Annotated in this window: 12 protein-coding genes; 3 read left to right on the forward strand and 9 right to left on the reverse strand. The window is 40.2% G+C overall.

Annotated elements, in window-relative coordinates; translation table 11 throughout:
- Positions 1 to 25: 25 nt before the first annotated feature.
- Both ABES02_RS16505 and ABES02_RS16510 read left to right on the forward strand, forming a co-directional pair.
- Positions 26 to 319, forward strand: a complete 294-nt coding sequence (locus ABES02_RS16505) for a hypothetical protein (protein ID WP_430137033.1) — start codon at positions 26 to 28, stop codon at positions 317 to 319.
- Between the two features lie 62 nt (positions 320 to 381).
- Entirely contained in the window at positions 382 to 1,353 is a 972-nt protein-coding gene (locus ABES02_RS16510; RefSeq protein WP_430137036.1) for a radical SAM protein, read from the forward strand.
- A gap of 286 nt (positions 1,354 to 1,639) precedes the next feature.
- Here the strand turns inward: ABES02_RS16510 and ABES02_RS16515 are convergent, their stop codons facing one another.
- The 6 genes from ABES02_RS16515 to ABES02_RS16540 form a co-directional block, all read right to left on the reverse strand.
- Positions 1,640 to 3,220: a SagB family peptide dehydrogenase gene (locus tag ABES02_RS16515; RefSeq protein ID WP_430137039.1), complete on the reverse strand. Its 1,581-nt coding sequence runs from the start codon at positions 3,218 to 3,220 to the stop codon at positions 1,640 to 1,642.
- Positions 3,221 to 3,242: 22 nt separating this feature from the next.
- Complete coding sequence (locus ABES02_RS16520) at positions 3,243 to 5,183, reverse strand: TOMM precursor leader peptide-binding protein (RefSeq protein WP_430137041.1); 1,941 nt, start codon at positions 5,181 to 5,183, stop codon at positions 3,243 to 3,245.
- Positions 5,183 to 7,120, reverse strand: a complete 1,938-nt coding sequence (locus ABES02_RS16525; protein ID WP_430137044.1) for a putative thiazole-containing bacteriocin maturation protein — start codon at positions 7,118 to 7,120, stop codon at positions 5,183 to 5,185. The genes ABES02_RS16520 and ABES02_RS16525 overlap by 1 nt, the downstream gene beginning before the upstream one ends.
- Positions 7,121 to 7,344: 224 nt before the next feature.
- A complete protein-coding gene (locus tag ABES02_RS16530) occupies positions 7,345 to 8,619 on the reverse strand; it encodes an RNA-guided endonuclease InsQ/TnpB family protein (RefSeq protein ID WP_430137047.1) in 1,275 nt (424 codons plus the stop codon).
- Between the two features lie 321 nt (positions 8,620 to 8,940).
- Positions 8,941 to 9,267, reverse strand: a complete 327-nt coding sequence (locus ABES02_RS16535; RefSeq protein WP_430137050.1) for a heterocycloanthracin/sonorensin family bacteriocin — start codon at positions 9,265 to 9,267, stop codon at positions 8,941 to 8,943.
- A gap of 147 nt (positions 9,268 to 9,414) precedes the next feature.
- Positions 9,415 to 9,672 carry a hypothetical protein gene (locus ABES02_RS16540; protein ID WP_430137054.1) on the reverse strand — a complete coding sequence of 86 codons (258 nt, stop codon included), beginning with the start codon at positions 9,670 to 9,672 and terminating at the stop codon, positions 9,415 to 9,417.
- A 74-nt stretch (positions 9,673 to 9,746) separates the two neighbouring features.
- Here ABES02_RS16540 and ABES02_RS16545 point away from each other — a divergent pair, with 74 nt between their 5' ends.
- Positions 9,747 to 9,866 (forward strand): YjcZ family sporulation protein, encoded by a 120-nt coding sequence (locus ABES02_RS16545; RefSeq protein ID WP_430137057.1) that lies wholly within the window; start codon positions 9,747 to 9,749, stop codon positions 9,864 to 9,866.
- A 143-nt stretch (positions 9,867 to 10,009) separates the two neighbouring features.
- Here ABES02_RS16545 and ABES02_RS16550 read toward each other — a convergent pair whose 3' ends face one another.
- The 3 genes from ABES02_RS16550 to ABES02_RS16560 are packed head-to-tail and all read right to left on the reverse strand — an operon-like array spanning position 10,010 to position 19,401.
- Positions 10,010 to 13,855: a hypothetical protein gene (locus ABES02_RS16550; protein ID WP_430137060.1), complete on the reverse strand. Its 3,846-nt coding sequence runs from the start codon at positions 13,853 to 13,855 to the stop codon at positions 10,010 to 10,012.
- Positions 13,852 to 16,017, reverse strand: coding sequence for a hypothetical protein (locus ABES02_RS16555; RefSeq protein WP_430137063.1), 2,166 nt, complete (start codon positions 16,015 to 16,017; stop codon positions 13,852 to 13,854). Before ABES02_RS16555 ends, ABES02_RS16550 begins: the two co-directional genes overlap by 4 nt.
- A 24-nt stretch (positions 16,018 to 16,041) precedes the next feature.
- Positions 16,042 to 19,401: a tubulin-like doman-containing protein gene (locus tag ABES02_RS16560; protein WP_430137066.1), complete on the reverse strand. Its 3,360-nt coding sequence runs from the start codon at positions 19,399 to 19,401 to the stop codon at positions 16,042 to 16,044.
- Between the last annotated feature and the right edge of the window lie 23 nt (positions 19,402 to 19,424).

Consider the following 19,424-nt stretch of genomic DNA (forward strand, 5'->3'; position numbering starts at 1 on the left):
ATGTTCAATGAAGGTTCGTGAAAGTATGGAAAACAAAAAAAGATATGTTCCATCAAGATTTAATGCTATTTCGAATACAGATGACAATGGGGTTGTGCTATTTAATAGTTATACTGGTGCTATTACTTATTTTTCAGATCAAGAAAAACTAGCTGTCATGACCTCTTTAAAAAGAACAGGTACAGATATATTAGGAAACGAAATACAAAAAGATTTATATAATAATGGTTTTTTAGTTTCTAGTGTGCTGATGAAAAGAGAAGGGCACAATTTCTTCATCAGTCGTTGCACCGAACAGATATCATGCATCTTGTGCTAATGCCTACCGAGGCTTGCAATTTCCGATGTACATATTGTTACGAAACATTTGAACGTGGAAAAATGAATCGAAATATCATAAATGGGTTAAAAGCATTTGTACAAGACAAGGCATCAAGTCTAACCGGACTGCATATTAGTTGGTTTGGCGGTGAACCATTAATTTCATTAGATGTCATCGAAGAACTTTCGGAGTCTTTTTTAGCCATTGCAAAGGAAAACCAAATACAGTACTCTTGTGATCTTGTTACAAATGGTTATTTATTAACAACAGAAGTGTTCGAACGATTGATCTCTTGGAATATTAACCAATTTATGATTACAATCGATGGAATTGGTGAGGTGCACGATCGTCGAAGGCACTTAACAGGCGGCGGGAAAACATTTGATAAAATCCTCGATAACCTAATGGCCATAAAAGATGTCCCAGGTTCATTTAATGTCACGATTCGAACAAATTTTGATGAAGACAATTTACAAGCGACATCCGAGTTAATCAGATTCTTAAAAGATCATTTTGCAGATGATGAGCGTTTCGGCATCATGTTTCGACCTGTTGGTCAATGGGGTGGGAAAAATGATGATGACATCCCTGTTTGCAGCCGTACAATGGCTAATCAAAAGATCTGGGAACTGAGCGATGAAGCGATCACACAAGGATTCAGTATGAGTTCCATGATAACAGATTCCTTAATGCCATCCGCATCCGTTTGCTACTCAGCAAAACCACACTCATTAGTAGTCGGCTCTGATGGACAATTATACAAATGCACCCTCTCGCTTAATGAAGAATTTAATAAAGTGGGAAAAATACATGAAGACGGCAATCTAGAGCTAGACTATGATAAAATCGCTAATTGGGTCACATCAGGAGAGGAAACAGATACTGGCTGCCAATCCTGCTTTTACCGACCTGCATGCCAAGGTAATCACTGTCCGTTATACCGGATGAGAACCGGTGAAAGACCATGCCCTTATGAAAAAAGAAATATTAAAAAAGTACTAAACTTAATCTGGAAGAATAATAACAAGTAAAGAAAACTCTAAAACGTGGCTAGCCAACTCGCATGGATAAATCGTGAAAGGTGGTGAGTTACATGCGTGTATTACGTCCAGCAACATCTCCGGTTAACAACCAAGTCACTGGAAAAATCATGAAGTCAGTTCCAGGAAATATAAAATAAGCATTGAACCGTAGAAGGCAGCTCTCCCTTTTCTGGGTGGGCTGCCTTCTATAATTATGGTTATAGGGGCCAAGGGGACGGTTCTTATGGTCTTTACCAAACACTATCTGAACCATGAGAACCGTCCCTGTGGAATCCTAGCTACGCAAACTTCCTTTTAACCAGGCGCGGGGACGATAGGTCCCAACTGGGATTTTAATCAGGCTGGTTTTTCCAGTTTCATTGATCCCGTAAAGTTCATCACATTGGTTTACATCGAATCCCAGCAATGGATGCCCCCCCATTCCTAGGGCACAGGAAACCAAGCACAGCCTTTGCACGAGAATACCCGCCTCCATCTGTTGGATGCGATATCCTCTATATCCTAATTTTTCTTTGTTGTGATCCTTGTCTCCAACGACATGCATACAAAGAGGAACTTGATACAGATTCACATTGGGCATTGTTAATGTGAATTGTAAATATTGCCGGTAATCTCCCTGCGTTATTCTCCGAAGTGCATGATTACTATAGTCATAGGAGTAGGTGCCATTTGGAACGCCCTCCGTGTTATAAAAACTGCCATACAGTGAAAAACGAGTCTCTATCTGCCCTTCTGTACCATCAAGGTCATTTTGATACGAGAAGGAAAATGTCTCTTTTAACAAAGTCGAAAGTTGAATTTGACTTACATTTCCCAAAACAAAATCGCTATCCGGTGAATGGCGCTCCCTGCAAATGGATGCGAAATCGTACGATAATTGCTCTGTTAAGGGCAAAAATATCATCTCAGCACTTAAGGAAAGCTTTTCACTTTTATGTTTCTTGATTTTCACAAATGACTCAGTCGTTTCCATCCTCGATGCCTCAGTAAGTTTTCTCAGCATGGGATAATCAAGGACTCTCTTTGATCGGTTATAATATAAATGTTTCAACATAGGAATTTCCCTGCATAATTCAGTCGCAGAAACAATGTCTCTATTATTCTCATTGTCAACATAATGGATAGGTTGATGTAGGGCTAATGGAATAACCGCATATACACTTTCTTCCTTTTCAGATAATCCAAGTAAATGATTGATGGCCGGATCAAGAAATTGATAGCATACGCGAGAGAAAAACCCAATCTGTTCGGCCGCTTCCAACGTTTGACCTATTAACACTCCTGCATCTAACCCTTGGAGCCTATAAGAAAAGTTATTGTATTTATAGAAATTCTTCCAAAACATCGTCGAGACAAAAACGGTGCAAAAACTGTTTGAAATATCACAACCGTTACCAAGACTTCTAGATAAGTAGGAATCATAGTTTCCTTCTCGAAGCAAAACAAGGCGGTGATGGGCTGCATCGTAATGGTAAATTCCATTATGAGCTCCTTCTAGATTTACATAAACATATAATTCACTCGGATACAACGCTCCTCCGGAGGGAACAAATCTCCTTTTTGATTGAGCAACCATTACATCATTTTCATCCATTCCACCGTTTATTGCGGTTTGTGAATATTGTGTTAGGCCATATACATACCATAGGAAATGGCCAAGCTCCTCCAGACTTGGTTTTTGCTGGGAATCTCCTCGCTTGAGAGATAAAGGTTTTTCTGTGTTGAGAGGAATCACTGGTAAGCCGCGATACAGTTTATAGGGCAGGGGTCCATCTTCCCAGTCCACCTGCCAATCAGGCGGAAAGATTTTTTCCTGGTCAAAATGCAAATTGTGTAGAAATGCATCGAGCTCCAAACTTAAACCCCCTAGTCTTCAATTATGGAAATGGATGGGGATATGGATTTAGTTGTTCAAATAATAACGGTGTCTTCTTAAATCCTAGCTCCATCGGTACCTTGAGTACCCTCTCCAGCCCTTTCACACGGGTAAGGTGATGACCAAATGTCATTGGTAACATTCCTGGAATTAAAACTTTTACACAGAATAAGCCGTTCCGTTCTGTAATTGGGGTTGTTTGATTAACTACAATGACTTCGAGGTTTAAGCGGCGGAATCTGTTTAAAATATCCAATAGATCATCCTTCAAATCAGAATTGGCCGGAGGCTGCTTGAATTCTTCAGCAAACGTACGTAATGGACGCTTATCATCTAATAGAAAATCCAGCCGTTCTTCAGCTTCAGGAAGTCCGTAAAGGAGACCATGGTCCTCCATCGTACGTACTGCGAACGGATCTTGCAGCATATCTTTATATTTCTGTCGATCTTGTTCCAACTTTTCGTCATGTTTACCCATCATTCCTGCAAGCTCGTAAATCGTGCTTTTTACGGCGCTTACAGGATTAGGGTTCGCTCCGGCTGCACAAATCAGGTTTAGCCCCTTGGATTTTCTGTTTTTTGCTAGTGCCCATACGCTTGGAATTCCATGCTCCATCGTCGAATTGTAAAAATGAAGGTCATATCCTGTCACCTCATGTACTCGGTCGACCATCAGCCGTAATTCCTTATCGTCGGCAGAATGAAGATCAATGCGCGGAAGAGGAAGCTTGGCATACCAGGTTAACAAGAAGGAATCCCGCTCGACGACTTCCATGATTCCATGGAAAATCGCTTCCTCTAAACTCCCCCCTAATGCACATCCGTTGGAGGTTTCATAAACGAAACACTCCCCATAACCCAAACTGTAATAGGCCAGTAACTCCGGTACCAAAATAGGTTGCTCTTGTAAGAACGAATAGCCCCAGACCCAATTCATCGGGGTATCAGGATGAAAGGCTTTAAACGGAAAATGAGGCTTTCTATAATGTTCTTTTTCATGTAAACCTACCCTTGCTGGATTTAATGCTATTTTTTCTAAATTGTGATAGCAGTCGCGAACGATCTTTCTTTTTCCTCGCGGCTCAAGCCCGCAATATCGTTCCAAGCCCTCCAAAATTGCAGTCTGCTCGCTCATTTCATAAGAATTAGACCTTCCCGCTACTCCCTCATCCCCTTCAAACAGCGGCAGGTTTATTAATACATCCGCGAACGGCAGCGAGAAATCCTGCATTTTACCATTCATCACCCCACTGCGAAAATCAAGGTAATCCTTGACGAGGAACGGCTTCAATTCATCCATCGAACGTGTGCGATAACCCCTACTATTTATTTTAGGACTGGATTCCAACTTGATTTGAGCCAATTCCGGTGTGTCATCAGGTATCGGACTGCATATGGGGCATAATGGATCTGGCAAGAAAGGATGAATAGCGTTCGTTAACGTCCTCAGGTTCGTAATGAAAACTCTTTCTTCCAAATGGCTGGGTTCCCCTTGTAAAACCTTTTGTATTTCGTTACATATCAACGCGGCGATTTGCGATAGACCCGTTCGTGATGCCCAAGCATCCCGCATTTCACCTACTCCTCTAACCCTGCTCATCTGAAATACCCCCATCTCACGGCGATCGGGTCCGGCTAATATGCGCCGGAGGTCAGCACAACGAGAACATCCTGGTCTATCGGGACGTACGATTGGACCGATAATTCCCTCACCAAAGGAAATGAATCCTCGAAGCCAGGGGATTCCTATTTCCCTGAATCTTTCTTCCGCTTTTTTATGAACCAATGGATCCCATGAATCGTTTAGTACAAGCGCGAATTTAGTGTCTTCGGGGATTTCTTCTAATAGGTTTTGACGTTTGACGAGATAGTTAACGGACAATTGATCAGAGACAAAATCGGCTATTAATCCCTGTCCCGCAATAAGAATCTGGGCAGCCATCAGGATTCCCCCTCTCGCACCTGTACACCATACACTCCTGCCAATCTTTGTTTTAAAAAAGGTTCGAACGCAAGATCATAGATGAATAGCTGTTTGTTCTTACGGTTCAACACCTGTAAAGAAGATTGCAATAGCTCTAATTGTGTTATTTCAGCACATGAGGGGATATCAATTTTAAATTTCTTTTCTTTCAGAAAAACAGCAGTCTCCGTTTCCCTATCGGTTACATTCAAATCGTTTTGCGCATCCAATAGTGCTTGCTGTATTGCATTCCGTAATGCTAATGCTGTATTTAGACCTGCCCTCGTGTACCATCGGCCATTCGACCGTACCCCAATGACAGGGAATCCTAGAATATCCTCTTTCAAGCCGATTGTCGGTGCACCATTTAAGGTAGTCAAGGCTTTTAAATAAAATCGGCACTGTTGATCTTCTATCGTTCCCAGTGGAATTTGATAAATCGCGCTGTTATGATTGGCCTTTCTTTGTCTTAATTCTTCATCTATACATGCCTGAAGACCTCGACAAACAGCCTCTTGGATTGTTTCTCCCGCACCTACGCCCATGAATCGATCGTGTATATTCACACCATTTTTCCGACCTGTCAATTCCTTTATCATTTGCGAAACATACATTTCAATACCTGTTAGTCCTGCTTCCCTCCTTGCATCCTCGTGTGTTAAACCAGAGCAGATAACCTCCGGCAGAAGAGTTGCCGGTCCTTCTGAAACTGGATTAACTGCTTGAACAAAGCACTGTGATAGAGGAAGCTGTTTCAGGTCTCGTTCCTCCCAGATATGGAAAATACCTGTTTCTACAGAAGTTAATAGATTGAAATAATCCAAGAGGTTATGATGTGGATCCTTTTCACTCCCTTCTTGCTCTAACCCTACATCGAGATCTTCCAGTAGTCGAGGCGAAACATCATAATTCGCAACCAATGGATGGGGGATGAATGAAATCCAGTCTCCTTCCAGTGTTTCAAGATCAAGATTGTAAAATTGGGTACTCTGATTGGAGTCTGCTATGTCTGTAGCCTTTTTAAAAAATTCAAATACCATGACATGGGCAAGAATCGCTCCGCCAGTTCCCGAAAAAGATTGCTGCTGTCGCTCTAACTGCAAGGAAGATTGATGCATACGGCGCCATGCGGATTCCCAGCATCCCTCTGATTCAGGATGAACCACTGGACCAGCAAGCCCCACTTGGTCTAAACATATGGCCGGTACAAATACCTTTCGTTCCTCTTTGCACACCCTATTTAGCTCTCTAAGCTCTTTTTCATTTCCATCTTGAGAGATATATAGGATCCAATCATAGGGCCTTACTGCTTCTTGCCAAAAATTCCTGCCATCAGCGCGATATGGTACTTGCTCAACTACCACCTCAGAGTCAGACTTGCGGGCCTTGCTGACAAGTTCATGAATCCGTTCTTCATTCGTAGGTACTGAATCCGTCACCATGATATGGAATGTTGGAAGCCCAGATTCAAGTAATGCAGAAGCCAATGAAACCATTGATGATCCAGAGCCAATCGCTAGAACTTTAGCCTGGCGGTATTGTTGAAAACGGTACGGACCAGAATCTGTAAAATTCTCAATAAATTCAATTTGTGAAGCGTACTTTTCGATAACCTTGCTATTTAATTGATGGGGATGATCTTGACTTACATCTCGAACAAAACCATTCTTGTACAATGTTTCTCCAATCTCATATACCCTTTTACGATATGGGGGTGTTAATCCTTCTGTTAAGTGTTCTAATGATTGCTCCCCGTTGAACATTGGCATCAGTTTTTCAATCCATTGATAGATGGTACCGCCTTCCAAACGGAATGAACTTTGATTATTTCGAAAATACACACCACCTTGTGGATCAGGTAAATAAAAGGTATCTCTTTTCACCTTTAGACGTGAATTTGTGTTTAGTTCTGTCATTCAGCTCCTCCTTAGTTCAAAATATTCCTAGATATGCACTATCAGTTTATGTACTTTTATTTGTCCAATATGAGTAATTGACTTCTCCCCATGGATAAATCCAGGGGATTCTTTTTAAACCTTCATCAAAGCTGCCTATCTGCCGGAGCTTCTAGGTCTTACTGCTTCTCCAGTTCATTACGACATGTTGGCGAATACCACATACCGCAGCCCAATCATAGGCACTACGCCACTGTCCTTTTTGCCCCATTGTGCGGGACAATGGGAGTTAAAAGAACTCGGCGATACTTTGTATTTTCCAATTTAGGCAGTTCCCGATTTTTCGTGAACTGTTTATTAACAGACTTGTCCAAAATATTAATAGCACCTACTACATCCCGATGTCCTTTCGCACCACACTTACAGTGGAAGTTTCGATTCCATTGTTTGCGGAATTCTCCACATGAAGGGCATGTGCCGGAAGTATAGGATTCTTCCACAATTTCGACGCTGACTCCTCGAAGTTTTAATTTGTATTTTATTTTTTCAATTAATTGCCCAAAACTCCAATTGGACAATTGTTGACGAATTTCTTTACGGGTTTTCTTTTTCTTCTTCATATTCTTTTGGACACCGTCTGGTGTTCCGATATAGAATATTTTAATGTGATGTTCCACACACCAATTGGTGACCATTTTCGATATCGTATGCAATAGGTACTCGATTCTCCGTTCCATTTTTTCTAAAAAACGGCGTTTACGCAGAATGAGTTTTTGCCTCTTATTCGAACCTGTTTTTTTCCGGCTAATGAGCTTCTGAAGCTCTTTCAATTTTTTGTTTCTGTAGCGCTGTAATGAGCGAAGTTCTCTTCCCGTAGCAATGAAGTGGCTTTTTCCGTCACTTAAAACAGCCGCATGGATGAGGCCTAAATCGCAGCCGGCTTCTTTTTTACCCTGAACTTGCTTTTGTTTTGGTACTTCCACTGCTATATGCATCCAGTATTGATCTTTGTGCCAAACAATTTCAGCACTTTTTATGGTATGGAAATCAATGTGCTTCGGTTGAGGGATCACTAGGGGGAGTTGTTGTTTTCCATTGCTAAACTGCAGCTTTTTAACCTTGCATGTAATAGCTGCTTTTTTAAATTTGACGGAAAAGAATTTTTTGTGTTTATAGGAGTAACGCCATTGTTTATCACCTTTAACGCGCAGTTTTCTCTTTCTTTTACACGTTTCTTCATGTAACTCGATGATGGCTTGAATCGATTGCGCGTGTAATTTATGGGTGGTGGCATTGTACCATTTCTTTTTTTCTGATGCACTTGTCCAAACCCTATATACATCATATAGCCACCAATGGAGGTCTAAGCAATCATTCCATAGATTCGCTGCTTCCTTACGCAGAGTATCGACTAATCTTCTCTCCTCAAAGGTTAAACGAAGTGGAAATTTCCGTACGATGATATCGCCTTTAGACTCTTTTTTCTTTTGTTCTTTCATATTATTTTTACAGGGTTCCATATCTCATTTCACCTCCCTTGAGAACATTTGTTCTACTTTTATTATACCATTAATGAATGGTAATTGGAAGTGAAAATGGAAAAGTATGGCTTATATCCCCATTTCTGAAGAAAGGGGTTTTAAGCCACTTTTTGATAAAGCCAACTTGCCGATTGGCAAGCACCTATGGGAGAGGTCGGACACGTAGTTCGCTAAAAAACCCTAAGCACACGAATCTTTCCTTAGTGTCCTTTTGCCTGTATAAAGCAGCTACTTTCCTATCGGTAACAAAGAAATGCCCCTGCTGCAGGGGCATTTCTTTCCAATAGATTTTTCCGGAAATTACCACCAGAAACCGAAACAGCTAAAACCAATACCAAAACAGCTAAAACCAATACCAAAACAACTAAAACCGAAGCAACTACCAAAGCCGCCACAACGGAAAAAGCCACCGCAACGACCAAAGCCACCACAACGGCCAAAACCACCGCACATCATGCCGCCGCAACGCATTCCACCACACATCATGCCGCCGCAACGACCACAGCCACCACAACGCCTATCGTCAAGAAGATTAGGATCTTGAGTTTGATAACCCATAGGAACTAACTGACCCACTTGATAAGGATCCATCCCTAACGATTGAAGATCATTTTGGAAATTCTGCATTTTGTCCTCCCCTTTGCTATTTATTATCAGGTTATCCACCTGTAAAGAGAGCTGAATTGTTTTTTTAAGGAACCGATGTAGGCTCCGTCTCGTACTCTCTTAAACAAATTATGATTCTTTTTAGGTCATTGTTACTGATGTAAAAGCCTATTTCATTATCGAAAAATGTTTCTTCATTACAGAAAGCACTGATCGTTGATTAATATAAAGGCCAGGTTGATTTGTTATTTTAATTATCAAAATATCAGCACTTGTCCACTCCATTTTATTAATATGACATATATTATTATTGCCACCGCCAAAGGCATAGATATTTATCTCCAAAGAGACGTTTGCATGTATTGCAGATGTCTCTTTACTTTTAAAAAACACTGATTTTTTCTTGTCACTATGATGATTGTCCAATCGCGTCTTCTCTTAAAAAATATATATATATGGACAAGGTTTTTTCTTTAAAAAACCAAAAGGTGGTGATAAATATGTTTGGATACGGATGCGGCGGATATGGCTACGGAGGTGGCTTTTATGGCGGTAGTGTTTTTGTTTTAATCGTAGTATTGTTCATACTTCTTATCATTGTTGGAACGTCTTTCATCTAATAAATGGGACAGGGTAAGATATTTGAAAAATGAAAAAGGCTCCAGTTAAGGAGCCTTTTTTATTTCAAAATTTGCATATTGGAGGACCGTCGGGACAGTTTTCTTTGAGCCATGAGAACCGTCCCTGTGGAATCTGGAATCTTTTACATCCCAACCTCCTCAGCAACAAACAATTCAAACGGAGTAGCCGTCTTTGATTGTCTGGATAATTTTTCAACGATGAGACGATAACCGGTGCCGTATTCGTCTTGTCGATTTAGGAGCTGTTGTTTAAGCATGTTGGCGTAAGGGATTTCTCCCATCTGGGTCATCATGTGTACTTCGACCCATGAGGCAAATCCTTCAAGTTCTTCAACCGTTAGTTTTTCCACATCTAAATTCTCATACTGCCAAATATGGGTTAGTTCATGGGCCAAAGTAGAAAGAGTATAAATTTTGGGCGATCCATTTTCTACGATTAATTTAAGTTTCCCATAAACATCCATGCTCGCTTTACCGGTTAAACGAGGATGTCCCGCCTCTGGAATAAATGGTAATCCACTCATACTGTGAATTTCTGCAGTACTTAACAACGAAAGCTCTATATCTGCTGGTAATGGTACTAGATATACTTCATTGAAAAATTGACGAACTTGGTTATAGAGTGGCTCAACTTGTGATACACGGTCAATGGCCGTCTCATTACAGGTAAAGCATCTTTTCCTGCCATCATCGAGTTGATGAACTTGAGTGGAAGAAAATACATTTCCACAGAACACGCATTGAGTTTCACTTCCACTCATTTTCATCGTGTCACCAACTTTTAAAAGTCCTAAATATTCTGTTCGAACTTCCCGTAGTTTTTTCCTAGTTAGCAGCTCATCAATTAATAAATATGTTTCACGTAAGGCCAATTCTGTTGGATACCTGTCATAACCAAAATGAAGGTAATCACTATGACCGTTACTTTCATTTAATAACCAAAATAAATAGTCATTTAGAATATCAAAGATTTTTTCCCAATTATCGCGAATCGCTTCTAAAATCCCGAGGTGGACAGGAGAATCTTCTATCATGAATAAGGTAATCTGCCCCTCACCTATAGCCTCACCAGCCATCTGTATGGAAGGCGTAATCAAATGTAACTTTTTAGACATAGGCTCTGACTGATCAAAGAATGATTCATCTAATCGGGCACATGCCTTGACAAAATGGTGTGTTTCCGGAAAGAAGGATACAAACAATTCATTCAATAATAGGGCAAGGGTAAATTCAATTCGCGCAGCGTTTTGAATGGTCCCCTGTTTTGAACAGATCTCCATGCGCAGAAAATGCCCATTCTCATACTGCCTCGTTATCTCTTCCTCTTGATGGAAAGTATGAACCCTCATTGATTTTAGATTCAACAATTGACTTAATTCCACATAACCACTTGTGTGAATCTTAACATCGGCTTGCAGTTCCCCAACGCTAACCTCCAACCGTTCAAATGAAATGGTTTTCTTCTCAAAGCAGTCTTCTTCTGCCAGCTGGCTGATTCGAAATTCCATCCGAGGACGATAATATTTGTTTTCATACAACGGCTCAAAGCTGACTTCCATGACTCCATGCTCCAGATCCACCTTTTGGATTTTGTAAAGTTCGCCATTAAATGAATGAAATTGTCCCGGCAGGTATTGTTGATAGATATGCCCTTCAAATATCTCCGAGATGCACATGTTGTTATGCTTAATCTCAATGAAACGGAACCCTTTTGGTAAAATCTTTTCCTTGGTTGTATACGGAATCCGAAATTGAGTCTGCTTTACAAAGTCCTTTTTAGAACGGTCGAACTTTAATAGCTCCTTGGATTCAATTTTTAATCGGTAGGCTAGTTTAGGGCCAAAGGCTTTCGAAAACAACTCGTGAACACCTTCCACAACAGAGCGGTAGGTATTTATTTTTGCTCTCCCTAAGTAGCTCACTACTTCCTCTTCGTTTATAAAAAAATGACATAATCGCTCTAATAGATAATAGGCAATGCTCCAAACGGATTGGGATAAGCGTGGTGCCAAAGGAGCAATGGTTCGATTGGTACTTCTATAAAACTCCAGCTGATTCGCTAAATAATCTCGAATTAAATAAGGCGGACTCACGATATGCACAAAGGAAGCCATTTTGCCGGCACCTTTCCACAAATTCAAACTATCCACTAAATTGTGTTTATCGTCTCGAATAAGAAGAAAGGAGAAATCCTCAACCGGAATCGAAAGGTTTCGATCATGGATTTGCATCCTTTTTAAAAATTGGTCCAAAGTTTCTAAGTCAAACCCCAGTTCAAATAACGCCGCCTTCATATCCATGATTTCTTGGATACTTTCTTTCACCGTGGTCTCTCGCTGATTGATGAAATGAACGGGTTCAATATTTTCCTTTAATGCAGGCAGGGTTAACACCACTTCCGCTTCTAATTGTCGATGCGACATCTTTGGAAGCAGGGTATGCTGAAACCATTTTTCTCCTTCTTTTTTCCAAACCATAAAGTGTAAATTTTGACTCATGTTCGAGGAAGCGACGATATCTCTAGGTTCGCATTGCAAGACGGATCGGATCGTATGCTCTAACCCTTCATACCACTCGGTTAAAATGATATACTGCGGTTTTTTGCCAATGAGCTCTCTCACATTCAAGTTAAATGCATGTACGATCGTGGAATAGGTTGGAATCAGCTTTTCCGCCTGTAATAATATAATGCCTTCCAATATCTTTGTTTTTTCTAACTGGCTTAGGTATTGCAAAAATCGGTTCTTCTGCAAAATATCAGGCGAAACAATTAAGATATCCGGATTGGTGTTTTGCTCGAGGGCATCTAAAAATGTGCTTACCTTCCAAACTTGATCCAACCCGGACTCTTCGCTGATTCCATTCATTACCCATTCTACAGCTTCCTCAGCTGCATATTTGCTATGGGCAATAATCAATATCTTTTTATTTTTCGTCAACAAATGGTACAAGGCAGGAAAAAAATAGGATGAGAAATCTTCGTAGATGACATCCTCTATCAACACATCATGATCTTGGATCATTTCTAACATCATCGTCGTATAGCTCTCATCGATGATCAGATTCCTTTTCTTTAATCGATCACAAATGGCATTAATAATCAACTGATGTTCCCTTTCCAACGATAGATTCTCATAAGAAAAATGATTGGTTCGATGAGGAAGAAGCTTATTTTCGCTTATGTTCCCATCGGCCAGCAATCGGTCTCCCCATAATTCCTTGTATTGATTATATAATTCTTCATAGGTTGCAAGCCTTGTTGAAATGGCATCTTGCCCATCAATTAAGCCTTCGCTATAAGCGACCTTTCGGCCATTTAAGAACCAGGCAATCTCCAGCAACAGAACAATTGAGATAATCGGATATTTAGGCAAATACTGAATAAACGATAAATGGTATACACTGGTAATCATAAGGAGCACCAGTAAAACGATTGGAAAAATACTAGAATATTTGAACAACCATGAAAGGTACGTCCATTCCTTTTTCAAAAGGATCTGTCCCCTGATTTTCATATAAACCAGCGAAACGGTTCCCGGCTCAAATAGCTCCGTTTTCGTTCTATTCACATGAATATCCGTATTGAAGATAGAAGCCGCTTTTTTTGGAAGTGTATCGATCCACCTCAACCAGCGGTATGTTTTCGAATTATTTCCTAGGGATTGAAAAGACAGGCTCCGCGCCATTCTCCAACACGATTTTACGATCAGAAAGGCAACTAAAAATGATAGATTGATTAGCAGCGAGGTATATGATATTAAACTAGGCATCTGTTCTTTAAGGAATTTCCCGTAAAAACGAGTGAGCATCTCATCGAATAGCAGGAAAGCTAAGGAAATGAGCAACGCGACCAACGGGAACCAAAGTTGTTTATAACGTTTATCTTGAGAAAAATTAGCCTTATAGAGGAGGGTGAAACTGATCGCAAAGACGACTAGACTTCCTATCAATAGCGCAAGTAAGTTCATAGTTTATACACCTTATCCTCTTGGATCCGAATTTGATTAATCTCATTAAAATAGTTTGATTGATATTGTTCAATGGCGCTGCCATGATACACTTCAATCCCCTTTCCACTTAGCTCCTGCAAGCCTTGCTGCTGAAAGGGTGAGTAAATCGGATTCTCCATCACACTCTTTTCATATTTAATCGAGGGAATTCTATAATCTTGTTTAGTGGAAGTCTGTTCTTTATTCATTTGCAGAATATGGAGCAGCCGGTTAGACATTTGTGCAAATTCTTCTAATTTAATAAGGTGATAGCGCTGCAGAAGATTCTGCTCCTTCTTCTCTTCACCGATGGCTGATACTTTTTCATGATATTTTCGTAACGAAAAAAGCTTGAATAATTGGTTTAAGTAATGATTATATTTAGCTTGAGAATCCAGTTGCATTTGATAGATTTTTTCGGTGTACACAAACGTTTCTTCCTGAAATCCCCAAATTGGGCGATAGGAAATCCGTTTTGTATAAAAATACCCTAGGCAGGTAACAGAAAGCAGGACAACAACGGCCATAACAAAATAGAATATCCATCCACTCTTTGAAGTGGTGGTGGCCCACATATGCAGGAAAGGAAGGATTAAAATCAAAAAAACGAGTAAACCCATTGTCTGGTACTGCCGCTGGTTAGGAAGCAATTGCAAGAGAAATTGCATTTTCTTTTTCGCTCCTGCCACATGTTTTTTCCAGTTCAAAAGTGCTTCTGACAAAGAAGGCGCTGCGTCGATTACCTGTTGGTTAACGAAACCAATTTTTTGGACTAATTCCTGTTTATAGTCATTGATCTCAACCGATTCTTCCTCTTCCAAAAATTCATTTTTCCTTTTTAACACATTCAATTTTTTGATGGCTTCACTTGAATTTTGAAGAAGCTCTCTTTCTCGATCCAGGAGTATGGTTTCTGCTTTAGCAAGCTGATCCTCCCATTGGTCAAAAAAATGATAGGTTATCGTTGAACTTTTCGATAGTAAGGGATTGGCATCTCTTTTCTTTTCAATCGCTGCCGCCGTATAGGGGGCAAATTCATCATCCCGAAATCGATGGGTATGAAACTGGTTATGAAGTAATAATTGATCCTCTATTTGCCTTTTCGCCTTTAACAAACTGATATAATAATTGTTTAGTAATTTCTCTACCCGTTCCTCTTCTAACGTTACCTGGATAACACTCGCACTTCCCTTTTCCATCCTTTCAATCAGTGTCGGATGATGGCTGATCGTCAGAAGGAAATAGGTGAGCTCCAAATACCCTTTCATTCTTTCCCGTTGAGAGCTTTGGTCGATTTCCTGACGAATTAACCGAATATCCCCGATTTCACTTTGGATCCCCACATGGAATTTCAAGATGCCCGCAAGCTCGTTTGATGGAGAAAAGTTAGTTAAAGATGGATTCAAAGGGGGCGTGTTAATTTGATCCATCTTATTCTTAAAATCTTCCAACACCATCTCGAGTTGATCAGTGGTCATCCAATAATCATAAGCCTTAACCTCTCCTAGATTCTCCAAAAGCTCTTTTTTACGGTTGATAACCTGTTTAAGACAGCTTGAGACCCGGTCACATTTAGATTTTAAAGATATCTTGAATATATGATCTGGTTGGTCTAAAACAATATCTTGAAGCTGGATGGCGTCCCCCCACGCTTCATCCAGCTTGTTCAGTTCCTGTTTTGTAAAGGCATTGCCCATTCCATAAGCTAGTTGGCCTGTTTCGAGATAGCCAAAATGATCCAGTTCCCAACACCTTCTTACCCCGTCCTCTTTTGGTTCGTAATTAGAATTTCTTTTGATCATATCAACTACATGTAAGATGGTTTGGAGCGGATAGAAGCCTTTGTCTTTTAAAGAGAAAAGTAGTTCTTTCCTTATTTCCGATAGCTGGGTCGTTAATCGTAAATGACGATTTCGTTCATCATTTAGGTTCAGGAGAATGATCAACTGCCAATCCCTTATTCGAAGACGGTCTAAATGTTCAATCATTCTATCCACTAATGAGGAATAGAGAGGTTGAGAGGAGGAGTCCTCCTCCCAATAAAAGGCTAATTCGTTCTTATTCTGCAGCTTATAAAAAAATGGCTCAACCAGGTGCCAATCTTCATACCTTTTGCCAACATGAATCACAATGGAGTACATGAAGAATCAGTCCTTTATCATAAGCTAGACAAATACTCGTTCTTGATTTAATGAACTCAGTTTATGATTAATATCATTCATCCATTTGTTGAACTCTTCTGTATCTTGCGCAGTTCTATATCTGACAAGCGATTCAGCCCAGAGTCGTTTAATCAGCTTCGCAGCTTCCCGTTTGGCTGACTCCGGTTTCAACACCTTCATAAAGTATTCCACGATCTCATTTAACAAACATTGTCGTAACCGATCAGCCCGCTCCGTTAAGGAAGGATCAGAGATAAATTCCAGATCATAAGCCAACACCAAATCCAAAATATTTCTGATTCCTTCTTTTTTTACTTTTGTGATTTCTAAGGCTCCTTGCATAAATTCATGTTCTTCGATATTACGATTGTTCTTTATTTGAATATCTTGCGTTTCTTGGAATCTTTCTAAAATTTCATCATAGATGACAGGATTATGCGGCAGGGCATCATGAAGTAAAAACGTATCTTCATCCACCTTTTCTCCGAATTTCAGTACTAATTTTGTCCCTTGATTCCCACTATATTGATAGACTCTTTTCCCATCTGAGTTGACTAACTGGAGCCACCCATAAATAACTCCTAGTAATAGAGCACGGTCCGTGCGATTAGTTTCAAGCTCAGCCCGTTCTGGATTTAAGTCAGGCATATAGGCGGGAAGATGCCAATTTCGATCGAGGTGAGGTGTAATCGTTCGATTTTCATCCTCATTAAGCTTGTTCACTAAGCGATGATAGGCTTCATAATACACACCTGGCGGCTTACCATTTTTTCCAGAAGAAAATTTGGTAAAGTCACTGACGGCTAATCCATAATGAGCACGATAACAAACGATTTCATTGCGATTAAATGCATTTTCAGCAATTTGCTTTTCATTAAACAACTCGTTCTTTACCTGCTCACTGAGTAGATTAAAGCTTTCCGTATGGAGTCCCCAAAACTTCAAACTTCGATGATTACTCGTGTTGGGAATAAAAGGTTGTGCCAGTTCTTCGATTGCCTTAATCTTCCGATAAAGGTAATCGTCCGGGTTATGCCCTAATCGGCCTGCTTCTATTTTTAATGCTTGGATAATCGTTAAATCCAATTTATCATGATGCTTATTAGCCAATTCCTCCCGGCAAAAAGCCACCACATTTTCTTTGAAAAACTCTTCAACCTTTGTTTCTCTATAAAACTCCTCAGCCCCGCGATTGTTTTTTCGCTCGATGAAACGGTTATAGAGACTCAAATAAATTGTTTGCGAGATACTCTCCGGCAAGAAACCATTATCCACCGATTGGCGGATCCGCTCCCAGGTTTGCTCCAGCATTTCTTTATCAGCGAGAACAAACGTTTTCGTCGGGTCACTGACACCCTCAAACTTCCTGGTCAATTGATTAATTTCACAAGAGAGTGTTTCTTTTGTCTCCATTAAATTGTCAAAGAATCTTTGCCAATCCCCAATCATTTCCTTAATTGTTTGATTGAGAGCTGAAAAGACTAGTTCTAACAGCATCGAATATTTATACCGGTTCAGTGTATTAAACTGATGCGTGGCTTTTTCCGTGTACTCATTGATAAAATCTTTAAAGTTATTTCTAAACATACTTGACATAAAACCCTGTTTTAAGGCTTTATCAACCCGTCGGACGGCATCGTCAACGTCACCATCATTTCGGTCTAAATCATAGATGTCTTGATATCGATTCATTTGCTCTTTCAATCGACGATTCTCTTCTTTTAAACTAGAAATTTTCTTGATTAGTTTATTGTGAATGCTATAAAGGATATATCTTACCCCTACCGGATGAATGGGTGATGCCTCTTTCAGCAGCCACGTGTTTAAATGAAATTTACTTCCATCCCCGCCGTTTGGCGAATGATAATCAGAATCTATTACCTGATAGACAATGAAATGAGTATTTTCATTGATTTTCTTGTTTATCTCTTTGGCATAGTCTTCCAAGGCCGCTTCCATACGGTTTATTTCTTGTTTTGCTTGATCTTTTATTTTTAGTTTTCCTGCATCAAGCTTACAATGCTCTTCATAATCCTCTTTTAACTCTTCATCCTCTCTGATGATCTTTTTTGCATATTCCTCAACTTCATCTAAAAATAAATCCGCCTTCGATGAGCCTTTTTTGCCTTTATCCACGATTTCATGAACTTGCATATCAAGCTGACGGAAAAAAGGATTGGGTTTTTCTTGGTTATTGACGATCTGATCAAAATATTTAACATAAAGCTCTCTGATCTTAGGTTTTTCATGATTAATTCCATTTCTTTCGTCATCTTCATGCCGCTTTTTTTCATCATTAAATAACTGGTCTAAATGAAGCCAAGTGTCATTTAGTCCATTCACAGACCATTTTAATGCACAATAATCCAAAATATCTTCATACGGATAGGTTAAGGAAGCGACACCTGCCCCGCAATACCTTGCTTGACCATTTGATTCTACCAAGCTCCGTATTTGATTATCTTCCTGTGAAAAGCTTTTTGCTGAAATCGGGCTAAAGAGCTGCAAATACACTGAACGTGCTACTTGTTCCATATACTCTGAGACATTTGTCAAATGCTGCCCTTTCGTATTTTCATAATCAAAAAGAAAGCAAAAATCATAAGGAAGATGTTTATCGGTAATCGCATGTGCCGTTCTGCCCTCTAAATCAATTTGATTGGGTCGATACTCGAGTTCAATGGTCACATTTTGCTTTTGACCGCCAGCTGCGCTTAACGTAATAGCGTTCAGTTCTTTTAAGCTGGCGTAACCATTTCCTTGGACTGCCTCCCACTCATTTTTATCCACCGTATTACTTCTTACTAAAATATCGGGAAGTAAAAAAGCGCCTCGAATTAATACACTTTCCGAGCCTAACTTACGCTCGAGCATTTCCCGTAAATAGAGAGCAATTTGCAGAAAGATCCCTGAACCAGTTCCTCCCACTAAGGAAGTAATAATAATGACCCGGACATTATACGACCTTGAATGGCTGTCTACTGGAAAAATTCGTTCAATGCCATCCCACAACGCATTTAGTTTCCCATCCGCCATGCTTGAGCGAAAGGCAAGTCTTGAAACAGCGCGAACCTGGCCAGCTCCATCTGTCATCGTTTTCCGTTTTATTTGAGGATTATTCGGAAACCATTTTATTACTTCTTTATTCGCTTGCAGATATTCATTAACGGAATGGTTCGTGCTTGTTTGTGTCGCACAGTTTCTAAGATGGTCCAATTGAGCAATGCTGCTTGCATCCGTATCAAATGCGTGTATGGCCACTCTCGCGCGCTGCTCAGGGGGAATGCGGCCATATACCATATTGGCAATATTACTGCCGATTCCGCCTAATCCGATTAATATTGTTGGAACATTAAAGCTCATGCTGGCTGCCCCCTCCTAGGGAT

Origin of the sequence: Neobacillus pocheonensis (assembly GCF_050477905.1) — a bacterium.
In the GTDB taxonomy this organism is placed as follows: domain Bacteria; phylum Bacillota; class Bacilli; order Bacillales; family Cytobacillaceae; genus Neobacillus; species Neobacillus pocheonensis_A.